This window comes from Alteromonas sp. 5NS40-0096, assembly GCF_057544385.1.
Map to the genome: position 1 here is coordinate 197,715 of NZ_BAAJLQ010000006.1, position 18,051 is coordinate 215,765.

At 47.0% G+C, this 18,051-nt stretch carries 11 protein-coding genes; 5 read left to right on the forward strand and 6 right to left on the reverse strand.

Annotated features, from left to right (window positions below; genetic code table 11):
- Positions 1-25 precede the first annotated feature (25 nt).
- The 3 genes from AC27G9_RS17710 to AC27G9_RS17720 form a co-directional block, all read right to left on the reverse strand.
- The gene (locus tag AC27G9_RS17710) at positions 26-553 is read right to left on the reverse strand and encodes a PepSY domain-containing protein (RefSeq protein ID WP_487075811.1); all 528 of its coding nucleotides are present in this window, start codon (positions 551-553) and stop codon (positions 26-28) included.
- 35 nt (positions 554-588) lie between these two features.
- Positions 589-2,472, reverse strand: a complete 1,884-nt coding sequence (locus AC27G9_RS17715; protein ID WP_487075812.1) for a TonB-dependent receptor domain-containing protein — start codon at positions 2,470-2,472, stop codon at positions 589-591.
- 157 nt (positions 2,473-2,629) lie between these two features.
- A complete protein-coding gene (locus AC27G9_RS17720) occupies positions 2,630-5,911 on the reverse strand; it encodes a VPS10 domain-containing protein (RefSeq protein ID WP_487075813.1) in 3,282 nt (1,093 codons plus the stop codon).
- Positions 5,912-6,221: 310 nt separating this feature from the next.
- Between AC27G9_RS17720 and AC27G9_RS17725 the strand changes: the two genes are divergently transcribed.
- Both AC27G9_RS17725 and AC27G9_RS17730 read left to right on the forward strand, forming a co-directional pair.
- Positions 6,222-6,983: an MBL fold metallo-hydrolase gene (locus tag AC27G9_RS17725; RefSeq protein ID WP_487075814.1), complete on the forward strand. Its 762-nt coding sequence runs from the start codon at positions 6,222-6,224 to the stop codon at positions 6,981-6,983.
- Between the two features lie 117 nt (positions 6,984-7,100).
- Entirely contained in the window at positions 7,101-8,039 is a 939-nt protein-coding gene (locus tag AC27G9_RS17730) for a GlxA family transcriptional regulator (RefSeq protein ID WP_487075815.1), read from the forward strand.
- A 5-nt stretch (positions 8,040-8,044) separates the two neighbouring features.
- On the opposite strand, the gene AC27G9_RS17735 is transcribed toward AC27G9_RS17730, so the two are convergent.
- A complete protein-coding gene (locus AC27G9_RS17735; RefSeq protein ID WP_487075816.1) occupies positions 8,045-9,055 on the reverse strand; it encodes a LysR family transcriptional regulator in 1,011 nt (336 codons plus the stop codon).
- A 232-nt stretch (positions 9,056-9,287) separates the two neighbouring features.
- Here AC27G9_RS17735 and AC27G9_RS17740 point away from each other — a divergent pair, with 232 nt between their 5' ends.
- Both AC27G9_RS17740 and AC27G9_RS17745 read left to right on the forward strand, forming a co-directional pair.
- Positions 9,288-10,529, forward strand: coding sequence for an efflux RND transporter periplasmic adaptor subunit (locus tag AC27G9_RS17740; RefSeq protein ID WP_487075817.1), 1,242 nt, complete (start codon positions 9,288-9,290; stop codon positions 10,527-10,529).
- Position 10,530: 1 nt separating this feature from the next.
- Positions 10,531-13,659, forward strand: coding sequence for an efflux RND transporter permease subunit (locus AC27G9_RS17745; protein ID WP_487075818.1), 3,129 nt, complete (start codon positions 10,531-10,533; stop codon positions 13,657-13,659).
- A 75-nt stretch (positions 13,660-13,734) separates the two neighbouring features.
- Here AC27G9_RS17745 and AC27G9_RS17750 read toward each other — a convergent pair whose 3' ends face one another.
- Positions 13,735-15,120, reverse strand: a complete 1,386-nt coding sequence (locus AC27G9_RS17750) for a methyl-accepting chemotaxis protein (RefSeq protein WP_487075819.1) — start codon at positions 15,118-15,120, stop codon at positions 13,735-13,737.
- 155 nt (positions 15,121-15,275) lie between these two features.
- Here AC27G9_RS17750 and AC27G9_RS17755 point away from each other — a divergent pair, with 155 nt between their 5' ends.
- Positions 15,276-17,582 carry a carbohydrate binding family 9 domain-containing protein gene (locus AC27G9_RS17755; RefSeq protein ID WP_487075820.1) on the forward strand — a complete coding sequence of 769 codons (2,307 nt, stop codon included), beginning with the start codon at positions 15,276-15,278 and terminating at the stop codon, positions 17,580-17,582.
- 6 nt (positions 17,583-17,588) lie between these two features.
- On the opposite strand, the gene AC27G9_RS17760 is transcribed toward AC27G9_RS17755, so the two are convergent.
- On the reverse strand, positions 17,589-18,047 hold the full coding sequence (locus AC27G9_RS17760) for a cupin domain-containing protein (protein WP_487075821.1): 459 nt from the start codon (positions 18,045-18,047) through the stop codon (positions 17,589-17,591).
- Between the last annotated feature and the right edge of the window lie 4 nt (positions 18,048-18,051).

The following is an 18,051-nucleotide window of genomic DNA, read 5'->3' on the forward strand; positions in this document are numbered from 1 at the left end:
CACAAAACCGTATTTTTTCTCGTCGTTACTGTGACTTTCGGCGTCGTTGATGGCGTTTTACATAAGGCGAGAAGAACAGTACTAGGCCAGTTATGAGTAACGTCAGTGCAGTAAGTGCAGCCGGTAGCATTAGCCACAAGTTGGCATTTTTCTGGAAAAATGTGCCATCGTGAATGCTCTCTATGAGATCAGAATTTCGCTGCGCAATCTGGATGATATCGCCGCTGTGGCTATCAATTTGAATCTCAATACTGTTATGACTTCGAATCTTGACGATGCCTTTTGATGGGCGCACATCGAGACGGTCGATATCTTGCCAAGATGTGATTTGTGCATCTGGTACCGATTGGGCTGCAGCGAGAATGTCATCGAAACTAATCTCTGGGGCGCTTTGTGAGTGCTGAACACTGCCTTTTGCGGTGGGCGGTTGAATGAAGCTCAGTTCCTTTTTCAACAGCAGCAAGATGCCTGTTGCCAGTACCACTAGCAGTGGCAAGGCAATAATGATGCTTCCCCATTTATGGATTTTTCTATTTGTGCTCGTAATGCTCATTTTTTACTACAACCTAAATTGAACAACACTCGCGACTAAAACGACCACTCTGTTGCTAAGCGCAGACTGCGTTCGGGTTGCAGTGGTGCGTCTTCATCCAAACTAGCGTAATAGGTTTGGTTCAATATGTTATTAACGGTAAAACTGATAGTGTGATTGTCACTTAATAAATACGTCATTGACGCATTCCACAACGTGTTTGAGCCCCGCTCCAATTCGGACGGCCCTACCTCATCTGTGCGAAAAGTATGACTCACAGTATTTGAAAGCGACAGCTTGTCAAAATCGTAGTGGAACGTCCAGTGAATTCGTCTCGGAATCAGGTCATCTAACGGTTGGTCCTGATTGTCTCTCCCGAGTTGTTGCTGATAGGCGAATTGATGACGCTGCCGATTGCTTACGCGCCAATGAGCCGATATCTCGAAGCCGTGAATGCGCGCGGTATCCAAGTTTCTATAGGAAAGTTGGTCTTGAGTAATCTCATAGCGCTGAATGTAGTTGTCTAGGTCATAGTGATAGGCTTGAATATTGAAATTCAGCGCTGACGAGACCCGCCAGTCCAAAGTGACTTGATGGCCGAGGCTTTCCTCTGGCAATAATGCGGCATTTCCAGTTACAAACCCACGGGGCGTTCGGCCGTCGAAATAGCGCTCTGATAATGTAGGGTAGCGAAATCCATTCGCCACACTGTAACCAAGGCCAAGAGTGGGGCTCACATCGAGATACGCTGACACAGACCCACTTAAGTAGTCGTCGTTTACTGTAGGCTGATTGGCGTTGCGTTGCACCAGTCTGTCGTAGCGCAAGCCTAGGTCAATCTCAATGTCGGCCACTTGCTTTGATGATTTTGCGTAGAGCGCGAATGTATCCTCGCTACCCAGCACGCTATTGTTGAATGCATTCGGGAGCTCGGTGTTATCTGTTGGCGCGATTAGTTGATACTCACTGATAATTTTCACGCCCCGGCGCGATAACCAGTCGACCCCAACGACGCCTTGATCACCCAAAAATGCCATATTATCAAGCCAGCTGGCACCGATGGTATGACTCTGATATTGATTGAGCGCATTAAACTGGTCTGGGCGTTCAGTAGCGTTGTCCCAATTTTGATAGTGGTGAAAAACTTTTGCTGTCCAACCGCTATCTGCTGCTAAATGGAGTTGTGCAAGAGAATGAATCTCCTCTGGATAATCGCTGATTTCTCTTGCAGGGAACCGTTCACTGCTTTTGCCGATGTCACTGCCGTAACTTGGAAGCCAGGAGAACGTTGTTGCGATACCTTTGAGCCGAGAGCGGTAGCGCATAATCGAAGATGTCCGAGAGTACTCGGTAAACAAGGTACGACCGTTTGCCGCACGTTCATTGGCGCTGCGCTGATGAGCAATGGCAAAGTCGTAATTGTCCCGTTGATGCTTAAAGCTAACATTTTGATTTCTGCCATCCAGTTGGGATGCCAGCTTAAACGACGTCCCTGAATGCCATTCTGTAGTTAGGTTTACCACGCCACCTAGGGCCTGGGTGCCATACAAAGATGAAATTGGGCCTTTGATGACTTGGAGTCGGTTGATCAGCTCGGGAGAAACGAACGATACAGAGTTACCAGCGCGTCTGTCGGTAATAATAGGGATACCGTCTATCTCCGTGCGGATACGGCCTCGACTAAAGCCTCGAATTGAATAACTTTGGAATTGGCCTCCTTGGCCATTTAAGTTGACGCCGTTAACTCGGCGCATGGCATCTGCAATAGTGCGGCCGAAATCAAGGCTAAACTCGTCCTCCAAATAAACAGTGGAATGCTGAGCCTCTGTGACTTGTGTCGACTTTGGCGCCAATATTTCAATGACTTCTGCATTTTCGAAGCTGGCGTGAGACGAGATGGAAAATGCACCTAACACGCTGGTTAAAATTAGGTGTCTCATGGAAGCAGAAATTCCGCTTCTGATGTTGTCACTGTGTTTCTCACTTTAATTGGTGGGTTTCGAACGACGTGTCGCCCGAGATTGTATACTGATCTCTGTGCTATGGAAAAAAAGGCGCTGTAAACAGCGCCTTAATACCATTGAGATGAACTCTGGACTACTGAGTCACCAGAGGTGCACCTGCTGTCCATGGGCCGCCAGCATTGATCACTGCTTGTTGTAACGCAGGGATAACCGTGCTGTCTAGCTCATTCACTTTTGCACTGACTTCATTCAAGCCTTCAAGCGCATAGTTAAGCTGCTCTCTGTGTTGCTTAGTTGGGCCGTAAGACGATCTAACAGCTGACATGGCATAAGATAAGCGGCTAGCAATGTTCGCTGGTTTCGCACCTTTGCGGTCGCGAGACTTGAGGCCAGTGAGCGCTAATTGCACCTCGTTAATTTCAGCTTTGATACGCTCATAATCAGCTTCTAACGAAGCGGTATTACCTGGCGTTGCGTCTAACGCAGAGCGAAGCGCCTTCATCGTCTTATTCATTTCCTTCATAACGGCCGAAATCGATGATGAACGTCTTTCCGCAGCAGCAATTTGATTGCTAAATGCCATATTCTCTTCACTTGACGCACCTTCCAGTGCGGTCTCGTAAATCGGCTTGAGTTCAAATTCCACAGGCTCAGCCAGCGCAGTGATTTCACCACCCACGCGCTTGAACAATTTCGCTGTGTACTTACCCGGCGCTGCCATAATGCCATTTCCAAGTGGATGCCATTGTGAACGTTTCTCACCCGTGATCGCACTTGTCTTGTTATGGGTCATACCCCAAGTCACGCGGTGTAAGCCTTTCTTCGTCTTACCTTCTACACGGTCGACAAAATTGCCTGCAGCATCGTAAATCTCAACATAAACTGCTGGCTTAGACTCTTGGTTTTCCGCTTCGATCGACTCCCATGATGGATATTTAGGGTACTTCTCTTTCTTAACCATTTCCTTTTCCGCTTTTTGACGTTTGTCTTTGAGCGTCATCAAGCTGTCTTTCAGGTAATAGGTTAACGTAGCACCGTGCTTAGGGTTGTCAGCGACAAAACGGTCGTTGCCGTCAGTGCGGGTATGATTTGAATCCAGTCTGAACCACTTCACGGGACGACTAGGTGCAAACAATAATGCATCTTGCTCCATCGCTTTGGCATCGAGTTCACGCAGTGGTGCATAGTCATCAAGGATATAGATACCACGGCCGAATGTTCCTGCGACTAAATCATTTTCGCGGCGCTGAATTTTTAGGTCGCGAGTTGAAATAGTCGGCATACCGCCTTTCAGTTCAAGCCACTTCTCGCCGCCATCCACAGTAAAGAAGATACCGAACTCTGTGCCCACAAATAACAAATCTTTGTTTACGTGGTCTTGGACGATACGCCACACGAGGTGTTTTTCTGGCAAGGTATCAGCAAGAGAAGTCCAGCTGCGTCCTAAGTTAGTAGACTTGATCAAGTAGGGTTTGAAATCGCCGTATTTGTGATTATCCAGTGCCACATAGACAGTGTTTTCATCAAACAAATCCGCACGAATATCGTTTACATAAGCGGTAGATGGCACGCCTCTGACTTTAGATAAGTCAATTTTCTTCCATGAATCACCGCCATTGCTAGAAACTTGAATGAGGCCATCATCTGTACCAGCCCACAAAATATTTTCATTCACCGGGCTTTCGGCAAAATTGGCAATCGTATGGAATTCCGACATGGCGTAAATGTCCCAGCCCGCTTCTACAGACCAAGTGCGGCCCATCATCGGCATATGCATTCTGTTGCCATTTTTCGTCAGGTCACCTGAGATAGGTGTCCAGCTGTCACCGCGATCGTCTGAGCGCCATACTCGCTGCGATGCAAAGTACAAACGCTTAGGATCGTGAGTTGATACATTGATTGGCGCATCCCAGTTGAAGCGTTCAGCTGGCTCACCTGGACGAGCTTGAGGTTTGATATAAACGTTTTCGCCAGTCTTGCGATCATGACGATTTAAGTTACCTTGCTGCCATTGTGAGTACACAATGTCTGGGTTGCCAGGCTCCGTTGCTGGTTGATGCCCGTCACCGCCAAGTGTTAGGAACCAGTCTTTGTTCTTGATTCCTTCAGTTCGGTCAGTTCTTGAAGGGCCGCCCTGAGTAGAGTTGTCTTGTGTGCCGCCATAAACCATATAGAAGGGTTCAGCGTCATCGACAGCAATCTTGTAGAACTGAGTCAATGGCAAGTTGGCCATATAGCGCCATGTTGCCATGCGATCGTGAGACATGTACAAACCACCGTCAGACCCGATTAGAACAAAGTCAGGGTCGGTTGGGTGGAACGCAAAGGCGTGATCATCAACGTGCTTACGTTTAGTGTCGATAGGTGTCCACGTTTTACCACCGTCATTGGTCACTTTACTGTAGTTACTCGCAATGTAAACGCGGTCGAACTGGTGTTGATCGGCAAAGATTTCTTGATAGTAATGAGGGCCTGTACCGCCGCCTACTTCGTCAGACATCTTTTCCCAGCTCGCACCTTGGTTCGCGGAGCGATAGAAACCACCTTTGCGGTTGTCTGTTTCGATAGTGGCATAAATCACATCTGGCTTGATAGGCGAGATTGCCATACCAATTTTACCCATGTTGCCTTTAGGTAAGCCGGTCTTTAATTCTGTCCAAGTTTCACCGCCATCGTCAGACGTGTGAATACCTGCGCCCGGGCCAGTACCCACATAAGCCGCGATAGTGCGCTGTCTCGACCAAGTGGCTGCGTAGAGTTTGTCAGGGTTTCTCGGATCAATGAGTAGCGATGTGACCCCAGTCCATTCGTCTTCAGGTGTAAGTACTTGCTTCCAATTCTCACCACCGTCAGTGGTTTTGTACAAACCGCGTTCGCCGCCGCTGGTCCATAATGGCCCCTGTACAGATACCCACACAATGTCAGAATTAGTAGGATGTACGATAATGTCAGAAATGCGCTCAGAGTTTTTGAGCCCCATATTCTTCCACGTTTTACCGCCATCTAGTGATTTGTATACACCGTCACCAAAACTGATGTGGCGACCACCGTTGTTTTCACCAGTACCAACCCAAACAATGTTTGAGTTACTCGGGTCAATAGTGACATCACCTGTTGAATAAACGGCTTGTTTATCAAATATTGGTGACCAAGTTGTACCCGCATTTTCGGTTTTCCAGACACCGCCTGACCCTACGGCAACAAACCACGTAGAGGGGTTGTTTTGGTCAACTGCGATATCGGCAATACGTCCAGACATATAGGCTGGGCCAATATTTCGCAATGACATTGCTTCAAAGGTTTTGGTACTGAAAGGTAACGCTTTTTTAGCGTCGTCAGAGTCTTTTGCCGCTGTGACACTGACGCTTGTCGCTAATATGGATGCGGCGAAAGCCGCTTTCATCAATGATTTCATATTGTCGCCATAGAGTCGTTATTATTTTTTCCACTGGATAGGGCGTATTGGCCTTTACTGGTAAGCACAAACCGCTGCAAAAATGCACAGCAAAGAACAACGCACCTTACAATATATACAAAAAAAACGAATAAACATCGTGATGCGCTCAGTTGTCAGGTTTCAAGGATGAAAAAAGTGTCAGAATTCAAAATGTAGTCTACGCCAGCGGCAACAACATCCCGCCTTGTGATGTAAATTGTATGTTAATAGTGATCTGACCACTTGGTCTTTGGTATAGTAACCTTTGGTCATGGCAGAATGTGGTTTTATGAAAGTTCATACCCTTGAAGGTTACATTCAACATATCTATTTGGTCGAGGACGGCAATGGCATTTTATTGCTAGATGGTTGTAGTCGATCCGATGTTGGCAACGTGTGTCGATACATTTCTGATATGTTAAATCGGCCGTTGACCGATTTAAAACTGGTTGTGGTGACACACATGCATCCAGACCATGCAGGTGGGGCTCACTTATTGCGTTCGATAACGGGCGCCCAGATTGCGAGTCATCCAAAAGCACCGAAGTGGTATGCCGGCTTCTCAGGCAGAATGGCACACCTTACCGATGTGTTTTTGGCCGGTTGGGTTGCTGGACGTTTGGGGAAAACCAAGAAAAAAACATGGTATAACCCGATTTTAAAGCCCGATATTATCTTGCTCGATGAGCAGCGACTGCCTGGATTTGAAGATTGGCAGATACTGTTTACGCCGGGTCATACTGATCACGACTTATCAGTGAAACACGTTCCTAGTAACCAAATTTATGTTGCAGATTTGATGGTGATGGTGAAAAGGAAGCGCGTGCCTCCCTACCCAGTATGTCACCCCAATCAATACAAACGCTCGTTAAAGCGCATCGCCGATCTCGCACCTGATTTAGTGCTATGTGCTCATGTTCCACCAACGCCGGGTAACGAGATCCCATTTGACGATATCATTGGTGAAGCTCCCGATTTACCAAAAAATCATTGGCATTCTTCGAAAAATCGCATAGCCAAAACATTGGGTAAGCGTGACGCGCAACACTAGCGCGTCTCGTGTAACACGCTCTAGTCTTTAGTACGAATTTTCATCAATTTTCACGCGATATATAGAATTTTGCCTATACTGAGCAAACGTATTAACACCAAGCGTTAAGGCTCAGAGATGAACTCATTACCCCGAATTGCGATTTATGTATTCGACGGTGTCAGCTTACTTCATTTAGCGATGCCGCACGCCGTGTTTTGCGATGTAAAGCCCCTGTATGACGTGACTTACTTTTCCGATGAAGCGGTAACCTTGCACTACGAATCGGGGTTAAGTATTCACGTGAACAACAGCGTCGATACGCTGAAAAACGCCGATATCGTGATTATTCCCGGCTGGCATACTCCTTACCGCGCGCCCAACACTGAGATGGTGGAGCACGTGGTGGCAGCGCATCAAAGAGGCGCTACCATTTTAGGCCTTTGCACGGGTGCTGCAGTGCTTGCTGCCGCTGGTCTATTGGATGGCAAGCGGGCAACAACCCATTGGGCATTTAGCCAAGCATTCAGTTACTTATTTCCAGATTGCGCGCTAGATGAGAATGCGATTTTTATTGCCCATGACAAATTGGTTACTTCTGCGGGCAGCACAGCGGCTATTGATGCTTGTATAGACGTTGTTAGACGAGACTACGGTAAAGAAACGGCGAATTCTATCGCTCGTTACCTCGTCATGTCGCCTTATCGCGAGGGAGGACAATCGCAGTACAAAGAATTACTAGATGACATTGTTCAAAGCGATAAGGGCTTGAACCAAGTGCTACGCAAGATTCAGCAAGATTTGTCACAAGCCCATTCAATTGACGAGTGGGCTGAGTCACTTGGCGTTAGCCGCAGAACCTTTACCCGTCGTTTTCGCGCCCACACGGGGCTGAGTTTTGGTGATTGGGTTCTACGTGCAAGGCTACGCAAAGCACAATACTTGCTTGAGAATTCCCAATCGACAATCGACGATATTGCCAATGCCTGTGGTTTTGGCGCGACTACCACTTTTCGGCACCACTTTATTCGCTGTTTTTCGGTCACCCCCAATCGGTGGCGAAGCCGATTCCAATAATCCGTTCAGCTAGCACACTGTACGTTGGGGGATTGAGGGTGTTCTATCAATTGTTTGACTGTGTCTGCGCAATAGCCTTTCTTACAGCATTGAGACAAATTACCAAAGTGGTCTTGAGCACGTTCTCTCAAAATATCACCAATCAATTGCTTAACCCACAGCAAACCGTGGTCGTTATCTTGACGCTTGTGCCACATTAAGCTGGCATGCGTGGGCGCATGTTCTACTGGCGTTTCATAAACGGCTAACTCGCCGGAAAATATTTCGTCCTCAACGGCCATTGATGGCACCACGCAGATCAAATCACTTTGCTGCAATAGTGAAGGAACCGTGGAGAAGTGATTAACTGACATGGCAACCCGCCTGCGCATTCCTAAATTCATCAGGGCTTGGTCAGTCACATTGTCTAACTCACCTGAGGGCGATACCAACAAATGTTCTGCTTGGATAAAGTCTTCCAAGGTCAATTCGTCGCGCTTTGCCAACGGATGATCATGACGCATTACACATACGTACTTAGGAGTAAATAAGTACTCACTTCTAATGGTGTTATCGGTAATAGTTTGTTTCCCTACTACCAAGTCAACTTCGGCATTGCTGAGCTTGTCGACTTGCGAATGGTAGCTGTAAGGAACCGTGTAGATATTGATGCCCGGTGCAGTCTGTTCAATGGCTTTTCGCAATTTACCCCAAACCGATTCCACTGTGATATCCGCTGCCGCAATTCTGAACGTGCGCGCGGCTGTCGCAGGATCAAATTCTCCAGGTGTAATCGCTTCACCAAGTTCGCCTAGTGGGCCTTTGACTTGAGTCCACAAATTGCGCGCAAAGTTAGTCGGTTGAATGCCTCGGCCATCTTTTACAAAAAGCTCATCTTTCCATGCAGAACGCATTCTCGATAAGGCATTTGAAACCGCAGGTTGCGTCATTGCTAACCTATCTGCCGCACGGGTAATGGCTCCCTCAGTCATGATGGCGTCAAAAATAATGAGCAAATTAAGGTCTTGATGGCGCATTGCAAATCCGTAAATAAAGTGAACTAGATGTTACGATAAAATTTATCACAAAAATAAATGTATCGTATATCAAAATATAATTATTTTTATCTATTGAAGTGTGGATAATAGCCGCCACATAGCCAGTCAGTGACGGAAAGTCTGATTGGTGCGTCCGGTTTTTCTGACCAGTTTCACAGTGTATTTCGACTTCCCGTAGTCGGTTCTTCTATTTCTTTTTTAGGCTTTTTACATGACATTTCAATCTGTAAGACAGATGGCCATGGTTTCATTGGTCGCGAGTTTTTTATTTGCGTGCTCAGGCGAGAGTGGAAATCAAGCTGCCGCACCACAAGGGATGCCTGCACCTCAAGTTGAGGTGGCAAAGGTCATCAGTCAACGTATCACAGAATGGGATGCATTTACCGGCCGATTGGAATCGCCGCAAACGGTATCTTTGCGTCCAAGAGTGTCTGGCTATATCGATATGGTGGCATTTGAAGAAGGCAGTGAGGTAGAGCAAGGTCAAACCCTTTTCTTGATTGATAATCGTCCCTACAAAGAGGAAGTGAATCGACTAGAAGCGCAATTGACTCAGGTTGAGAGCCAGTTATCTTTAGCCAAAACCGATTTTCAGCGCGTGTTGGAATTGAGTAAAACCCGCGCGGTTTCACAGGAAGAAGTGGACAATCGTCGCTCAGCTGTGCAACAAGCTCAAGCTGCAGTGCAGGCAACGCGGGCATCACTCGCATTGGCTAAACTCAACCGTGGCTATACTCGAGTGGAAGCGCCAATTAGTGGCCGTGTGTCTCGTGCCCTAATTACTGCGGGCAACTATGTGTCAGCGGGTGAAACCGTGCTCACTACCATAGTGTCAACTGACAAACTCTATGCTTACTTCGATGTCGATGAAAATTCTTATTTGCATTACAAAGATTTAGAAAAATCGGGCCAGATGGACTCAGATGATGAACATCCCGTTGCCATGAAACTGGTCAACGACAGTGACTATGATTTTTGGGGACAATTGGATTTTGTCGATAACCAAATCAACCCTACGACAGGCACGATTCGCGTAAGAGCAGTATTTGACAACACTGATGGCTACTTGGTGCCAGGGATGTTTGCGCAGTTGAAAGTCGCATCTAGCCCAACCTATGAAGGTATCCTGATTGATGAAAAGGCAATCGGTACTGACCTCAATAACAAATATGTATACGTTATTGATGACAACAACACGGTGGCTTACCGCCCAGTCAAAATCGGCGACAAAATTGGCAATATGCGTCTGATTAACAGTGGTCTTGAAGCTGGTGACACCATTTTGATCAATGGGCTTCAGCGAGTGAGACCGGGTGTTACCGTGGATCCTCAAATCATCGAGATGGCGTCCAAAGACCAATTGGCCAATATCGAAGCATGGCAAGCTCGCCTTGATGCCAATAGCAAAATCGCCCAACTGCCTTCACAACAAAGCAGTGTAACGGAACTCTAATATGCAGTTTTCTCAATTTTTTATACACCGCCCTATATTCGCGGCGGTGTTATCGATTTTAATCTTTATTGGTGGAGCAATCGCCGTATGGCAGTTGCCCATAACTGAGTATCCAGAAGTTGTGCCTCCGACGGTGGAAGTGACGGCAAACTACCCTGGTGCGAATCCCAAAGTGATAGCGGAAACGGTGGCCACTCCGCTCGAACAGGCCATCAATGGTGTTGAAGATATGCTTTATATGTCTTCTCAGGCGACGTCTGACGGGCGCTTGACACTGATTGTTACCTTTGCAATTGGGACCGATCCCGACGCGGCGACGACTTTAGTACAAAACCGTGTTAACCGCGCTTTGCCTAGGCTACCTCAAGAAGTACAGCGTTTAGGTGTTGTCACCGAAAAATCCTCTCCCGATTTAACGATGGTGGTGCACCTTACCTCGCCTGATCAGCGATATGACATGCTGTATTTAGCCAACTATGCCGAGCAAAATGTTGAAAACGAATTGGCCCGAATCGACGGCGTAGGGCGTGTTGCCGTTTTTGGCTCAAGTGACTACAGCATGCGAATTTGGTTAGACCCCAATAAAGTCGCTGCGCTTGAGTTAAATCCTAGCGACATTATTGCGGCAATTCGCGAACAAAATCAGCAAGCTGCGGCAGGTAGCCTAGGCGCCCAACCCACGGGAAGCAGTGAGTTCCAGTGGCTTATCAATGTTAGAGGCCGACTCGTCGATGAAGAGGAGTTTGGCGATATCATTATTAAAGTTGGCGATGCGGGTGAAATCATTCGTCTTAAAGACGTCGCACGCATTGAGTTAGGTGCAAGCAGCTACGCATTGCGAGCATTGCTGAACAACCAGCCTGCAGTGGCATTGCCTATTTTCCAAGCGCCGGGTTCCAATGCGATAGAGATCTCCGACAACGTGCGTCAGACCATGAACGAACTGTCTCAAGTTTTCCCCGATGGTTTAGAGTACGAAATCGTATACGACCCCACTATATTCGTTCGCGGCTCAATTGAAGCTGTAGTAAGTACATTGTTCGAAGCGGTACTTTTAGTCGTGCTCGTCGTTGTTCTGTTTTTGCAGACATGGCGTGCATCGATAATCCCGCTGGCTGCTGTTCCCATTTCACTAGTGGGCACGTTTGCGTTCATGCAAATGATGGGTTTCTCTTTAAATGCTCTGAGCTTGTTTGGTCTCGTTTTGGCAATAGGTATTGTTGTTGATGATGCCATTGTTGTTGTAGAAAACGTCGAGCGAAACATTGCCGAAGGGCTATCGCCGATTGATGCGACAGTCAAAGCAATGAAAGAAGTGACAGGACCCATCATTGCAACCACCTTGGTATTGGCCGCGGTGTTTATTCCAACGGCGTTTATGTCTGGGCTAACAGGACAATTCTATCGCCAGTTTGCTCTGACTATCACCATTTCAACGTTTATCTCGGCAATTAACTCGTTGACGCTAAGTCCCGCGCTGTCTGCTTTGCTATTACAACCTCACGGCGCAAAGAAAGACTTCCTAACGCGCTTGATGGACAAAGTGTTTGGCGCTTGGTTGTTTAAACCGTTTAACCGTGTATTTGCCAAAGGGGCTGAAGGGTACACCAAAGGCGTGGGTAAGTTGATTCGAATGAGCGGCATTATTGTTGTCTTATATGCAGGCTTGATGGGGCTGACGTATCAACAGTTTGCTTCTACACCAACTGGCTATGTACCGGGGCAAGACAAGATGTATTTGATTGCGTTTGCCCAGCTGCCGAATGCGTCATCGTTAGATAGAACCGAAGAAGTCATTCGTGAAATGTCTCGTATTGCTTTAGAGCACCCTGGTGTAGCGGACGCAGTAGCATTCCCGGGACTCAACATCAATGGTTTCACCAACAGTCCGAGCTCAGGTATTTTGTTTACGCCTTTGAAGCCGTTTGACCAAAGAACGTCACCAGAACTATCAGCAGGGGCTATTGCACAACAGCTCAATATGCAGTTCTCGTCTATTAAAGGTGCATTTGTCGCTATTTTCCCACCGCCGCCTGTCATGGGTCTAGGTACTATCGGTGGATTTAGATTGCAAATAGAAGACCGCAGCAACATGGGCTTTGAAAAGCTGAATGAAGTCACTCAGCAGGTCATTGGTAAAGCTTGGGCTCACCCAGCGCTTACCGGTAACTTCACGAGTTTTACGGTTGATGTTCCTCAGCTAGATGTTGACCTAGATCGCACTAAAGCGATCAGTGAAGGCGTGAGTATCGATACCTTGTTCGATACGTTACAGGCCTATTTAGGTAGTGTTTATGTGAATGATTTCAATCTCTTTGGCCGAACCTATCAGGTTAATGTTCAAGCTGATGCGCCGTTTAGAGAGAATGTGGAGCAAATTAAGCAGTTTAAAGTCAGAAATGCGAATGGTGAAATGATTCCATTGGGCACCTTCTTGGACGTGAACCACGGAGCTGGTCCAGATCGCGTGATGCACTATAACGGTTACGTAACGGCTGAGCTCAATGGTGGTCCGGCACCAGGTTACAGTTCAGGCCAAGCGAAAGCCGCGATAGAACAAATTCTCGATGAAACCTTGCCGGTAGGTATGACCTATGAGTGGACGGAATTGACGTATCAGCAAATTCTGGCAGGTGATACGGCGATGTACGTGTTCCCGCTTGTCGTCGTGTTGGTGTTCCTCGTGCTGGCCGCCCAATATGAAAGTTTGCGTTTACCACTGGCTATTATTTTGATTGTGCCAATGACCTTATTGTCGGCAATAACTGGCGTCATTATTTGGGGAAGTGACAATAATATCTTTACCCAAATCGGTTTTATCGTATTGGTGGGGCTTGCAACTAAGAATGCGATTCTGATTGTCGAGTTTGCCAAAGAACTGCAAGAGTCAGGAATGACAGCCCTTACTGCTATTAAAGAAGCATGTAGGCTCAGACTGCGCCCTATATTGATGACGTCGATTGCTTTTATTATGGGAGTGTTCCCTATGGTGGTGTCCACGGGGGCCGGTGCTGAGATGCGTCAAGCAATGGGCGTGGCGGTATTCTCTGGCATGATAGGTGTCACTGTGTTTGGGTTAATATTGACCCCGGTTTTCTATTATCTATTACAACGGAATCAGAAAGCGTAAAACAACAAAAAGCCGGGTATGACCCGGCTTTTTGTTGTTTACAGTATTTGTTAAGCAAATAAATAGTGCAAAAAGTCAGTGAGTCGATAACCCTGCGACGGTTTGCACTACGTTTTCTGCACCACGTTTAATTTCATCGATGAGTGAATACGCCTCGTTCGCTGAAAGATTCCCCTCTTTTGCTAAGTCTTTAATCATCTCGATACTTTTGGTTGCTTGCTCCGCAAGAATACTGTTTTGCGAGACGACTTCTTCAATTTCAACGGTTGATTTACTGGTATTTGCTGCAAGGTTACGAACTTCGTCGGCAACAACGGCAAATCCTCTACCGTTCTCTCCCGCTCTTGCTGCTTCAATTGCCGCGTTCAATGCGAGCAGGTTAGTTTGCTCGGCGACGCCTCGAATCGTACTGACAATGGCTTGAATGTCGCTTGATTGCTTGTTCAGCTTATTGATGAGATCAGCAGCGTTTTGCAGTTCTTGTTCAATGGATTCAGATACATCAACGGTGCGCTGAATTGTCGTACTACCTTGTATCGAAATTTTCTCTGTTTCAAGAGAGGTAGAGTGAGCAATTTCAGCCGCTTGTTTAACCGCCTCTTCTTGTTCGATGCGCTGAGTGATGTCTGAAGCGAACTTGACGACTTTGACAACTTGGCCACTTTCGTCAAGAACCGGGTTGTAGCTGGCTTCTAACCAAATTTGCTCACCATTTAGGGTACGTCGCTTAAACAAACCGGATTTAAACTCGCCATTGGCTAAATCTTGCCAGAAGCGCGGGTTCATCTCGTAAAAGTCGTCGTAACAGAAAATTCTGTGGTGTTGCCCAATGATTTGGTCGGGCCGGCAATGCATCGCAGAGAGGAAGTTTTGGTTGGCCGCTAAGATTTCTCCTGAGGGAGAAAACTCGATGACAGCTTGGGATTTGTCTAACGCCGACGATAGCGCTAATTCATCGTTTAGCTGTTCGACTTTTTGTGTCACGTCATTGGCAATTTTGACAACTTTGAGTACACGGCCGTCTTTTTTCACCGGAAAGTATACCGCTTCCAGCCAGAGTACATTGCCACTTTTGTCAATTCGTTTAAATGTGCCTGAGTGCTTTTCTCCACTACCTAAACTACGCCAAAACGCTTGGTATTCTTGGCTGTTGACGAGGTTGCCTTCACAAAACATTTTGTGATGTTGACCGCGAATTTCGTCTAAGCGATAACCTACCGCGCCCAGAAACAAGTTATTTGCCGTCAGTATGGTGCCGTCGGGCTTAAACTCGATGCATGGAACGTTTTCGTGAATGGACGCTACCAAATCGAAACATTCACGCATGGAATCCACATTTTCGTTCAATTGGGCAATATAATCTTTCGAACATACCGTAAGGTTGAGCATAAATTTCTTCCCGAAACGCGTTTGATCTGAATAAGTGTAATAGTGAATTCGATACCTTGCTTTGACACTCATCAATTCGTCTAGATGTCCGACCTCTTAAGTATTTTGTTTATCTATTTGGAATTTATCGCACTGGCTAACTAGTTTATCGAATGTGAGGTGAGGAATACCTATCTTCTGCCATACTGCGGCGTTTGAAATCCCCACCCAAAATAAGGATAAAAAACATGGGTTCATTGAGGTCGCTGCTATTGTCATTTGCAATATGGCCTGTCGTTGCGTTTAGCCAAGTCGCAAGCAATGTGACAAGTGATCAAGTGCCGATGTTGAATGGCGAGATCACAGTGGATGGCAATTTGGACGAACCCATGTGGCAGCGAGCGAAAACCTTATCCTTGGATATCGTCACTCGACCTTTTGAAAATACGCCCAGCCCGGTGCAGACCGATGTCTATATATTCGAAGATGGTGAAACCCTGTACGTAGGCTTCATCGCTCAAGATCCAGATATCGATGCTATTTCGGCGTTTTACCGCGACAGAGACCGAGTGTGGGATGACGACTTGGTTGGCATTAAGCTTGACCCATTTTATAACCAACGACTCGCATATCAGTTCTTTGTTAACCCTTTAGGGGTGCAGCTTGACGCTATCGAAAACGAAATGACGGGCGATGAAAGTGACAGCTGGAATGCAATTTGGGAGTCTGCTGGCAAAATTACAGACAATGGCTATATCGTTGAAATGGCAATTCCGCTGAGAACCATGAACTTTCTCGAAAGCGATGGTAAGAAAACGTGGGGAGCAGAATTTGTTCGTTTTTATCCGCGAAAGGACAGATTGCGTATTTCGAATTTACCTTGGGACAGAAACAACTCCTGCTTTTTGTGCCAGATGGGGTTGCTCGAAGGGTTTGATGAAGCTAGGCAAGGTAACAATATTGCTTGGGTGCCCACCTTAGTCGTTGGTGCCGGTCGTGAAAGAGACCCATTCGCAACTGAGGATTGGACGAACTTCGACAATCAGGAAATCGGCTTAGATGTAAAATGGGGTATTACGCCAGAAGTATCGCTACAGGCGACACTTAACCCTGACTTTTCTCAGGTAGAAGCCGATGTCGCTCAAGTCAGCATTAACAATACGTTTGCCCTGTTCTTCCCCGAACAGCGACCATTTTTCGTCGAGAATGCTGACTACTTTAGTACCGATCAGAACTTGGTTTATACCCGCAACATTGGTGCCCCAGATTTCGGCGCAAAAGTCACGGGGCAAATTGGTAAGCATACATTTGGCGTCTTTGCTGCGAATGATGTATCGGCGCAATTTATCGTGCCGGGAAACATTGGCTCGACTATCGCCCAATTTGATGAAGACACTATCAATAGTGCGCTGCGCTACCGCTACGATGTGAATCCTGACTTGTCGTTGGGGTGGATTTCAACATTGCGTGAGTCTGATAATTATCACAACTATGTCAATGGCGTTGACGTGCGCTATCGCGTGACACAGCAAGATACGGTAGAAGCACAATACGTGACCTCTAGTACACAGTACCCTGAGACCCTGTTTAGGGATTTTTGCTCGGACGATTGTTCGCAAGATGACGATCAAAGCGAAGCCTCTTTGCGGACCGACGAAGGAGAGGAATTCTCGGGGCAATCTTGGCGAGTGACCTACCGTCACGATGAACGGGATTGGTTCGCAAGAGCTACACATTTTGTTGTGGATGAAGGGTTCAGAGCTGACTTGGGTTTTGAAAACAGAGCGGATTTTGAAAAGTCGGTGCTCGGCGGTGGTTACAGTTGGTGGAACGAGGGCAGCTGGTGGAATCGAGTAAGAGTTCGTGGTGATTGGGACATTACTCATAATGACAACGGCGAACTGTTAGAAGAAGAGTTGGAAGGCTACGTTAGCGTGCGCGGTATTATGCAGTCGTTTGTGGAAATTGGCTTTAGAGAAAGAGACCGTGTGGGGCAACGTTTCAATCCGGGATCCTTAGCAATTGATGGCAATACCGATTTGTTCAATGAGACATCATACAGCTTGTTCATGGAAACACGGCCCAACCCCTACATTTACCTGCGCAACTTTGTTCGCAAAGGGGATGAAATTGATTTCGCCAACAATCGTTTGGGTGACCAATTGTTTGTTGAGTCTCTAGTGGACTTGAATATTGGCCGCCATACGCGGCTGCGTATGCGCCATACTTACAGCAACTTGGACGTCAATGACGAGGTGTTATTCATTGCTCGATTGTCTGATGTGCGCCTTACCTATCAGTTTGACCCCCGACAATTTGTGCGCATGATACTGACATATCGCAATGTGCACCGCAATCAGGCTAACTTTACGTTCGACGTCGATGAGTACAGTCGTTCCTTTGGACTGCAGCTACTTTATTCTTACAAACTCAACCCGGAAACGCGGTTTTTTGTGGGAGTGTCTAGCGCGGGTGTCGAGACCCCCGAATTAACCTCGCTAGAAGAAACACAACAAAGCGTGTTTATGAAGTTCAGCTATGCGTGGCTGCAATAATGACCTCTAGATAAAAGGTTTAAAGCGAGGCTCCGTTGTGACTAACCACTGGGCCATCGCTTGGTCTTCGATAAAACTAAAATCTGCAAAATCAAAGCCGGGCGCAACGGTGCATCCCACTAAGGTATAGTCACCGGTGCTTTGAGCACCTTGATAGTGCCCAGCAGGCACCACACTGGCGTAGTCACCATCACTTGCGCCCAAGAGTGTAGAACAAATGTGTTCATCGTTTACTGTGATAAGTTCAAGTGGCGCACCTTCATAGAAGTTCCAAACCTCATCGTGCAATACGCGATGGAAACGGCTGACCTGACCTTTTAACAGTAAAAAGTAAATGTGGGTCATTGCTGGTCGGCCTTCGCCGTGATCATGGGACGCGACAGTCGAAATAGAGCAATACACTTGCTTGTAAAAACCGCCCTCAGGGTGGGGCTGTAGACCGTATTTTTCGACCAATGGATGCATGACT

Bases quoted from the DNA above. Each gene is read 5' to 3' on its own strand.
- AC27G9_RS17755 (WP_487075820.1), top strand. From the start codon at position 15,276: ATGGGTTCATTGAGGTCGCTGCTATTGTCATTTGCAATATGGCCTGTC.
- AC27G9_RS17715 (WP_487075812.1), bottom strand. From the start codon at position 2,472: ATGAGACACCTAATTTTAACCAGCGTGTTAGGTGCATTTTCCATCTCG.
- AC27G9_RS17710 (WP_487075811.1), bottom strand. From the start codon at position 553: ATGAGCATTACGAGCACAAATAGAAAAATCCATAAATGGGGAAGCATC.
- AC27G9_RS17745 (WP_487075818.1), top strand. From the start codon at position 10,531: ATGCAGTTTTCTCAATTTTTTATACACCGCCCTATATTCGCGGCGGTG.
- AC27G9_RS17720 (WP_487075813.1), bottom strand. From the start codon at position 5,911: ATGAAATCATTGATGAAAGCGGCTTTCGCCGCATCCATATTAGCGACA.
- AC27G9_RS17735 (WP_487075816.1), bottom strand. From the start codon at position 9,055: ATGCGCCATCAAGACCTTAATTTGCTCATTATTTTTGACGCCATCATG.
- AC27G9_RS17730 (WP_487075815.1), top strand. From the start codon at position 7,101: ATGAACTCATTACCCCGAATTGCGATTTATGTATTCGACGGTGTCAGC.
- AC27G9_RS17760 (WP_487075821.1), bottom strand. From the start codon at position 18,047: ATGCATCCATTGGTCGAAAAATACGGTCTACAGCCCCACCCTGAGGGC.
- AC27G9_RS17725 (WP_487075814.1), top strand. From the start codon at position 6,222: ATGAAAGTTCATACCCTTGAAGGTTACATTCAACATATCTATTTGGTC.
- AC27G9_RS17750 (WP_487075819.1), bottom strand. From the start codon at position 15,120: ATGAGTGTCAAAGCAAGGTATCGAATTCACTATTACACTTATTCAGAT.
- AC27G9_RS17740 (WP_487075817.1), top strand. From the start codon at position 9,288: ATGACATTTCAATCTGTAAGACAGATGGCCATGGTTTCATTGGTCGCG.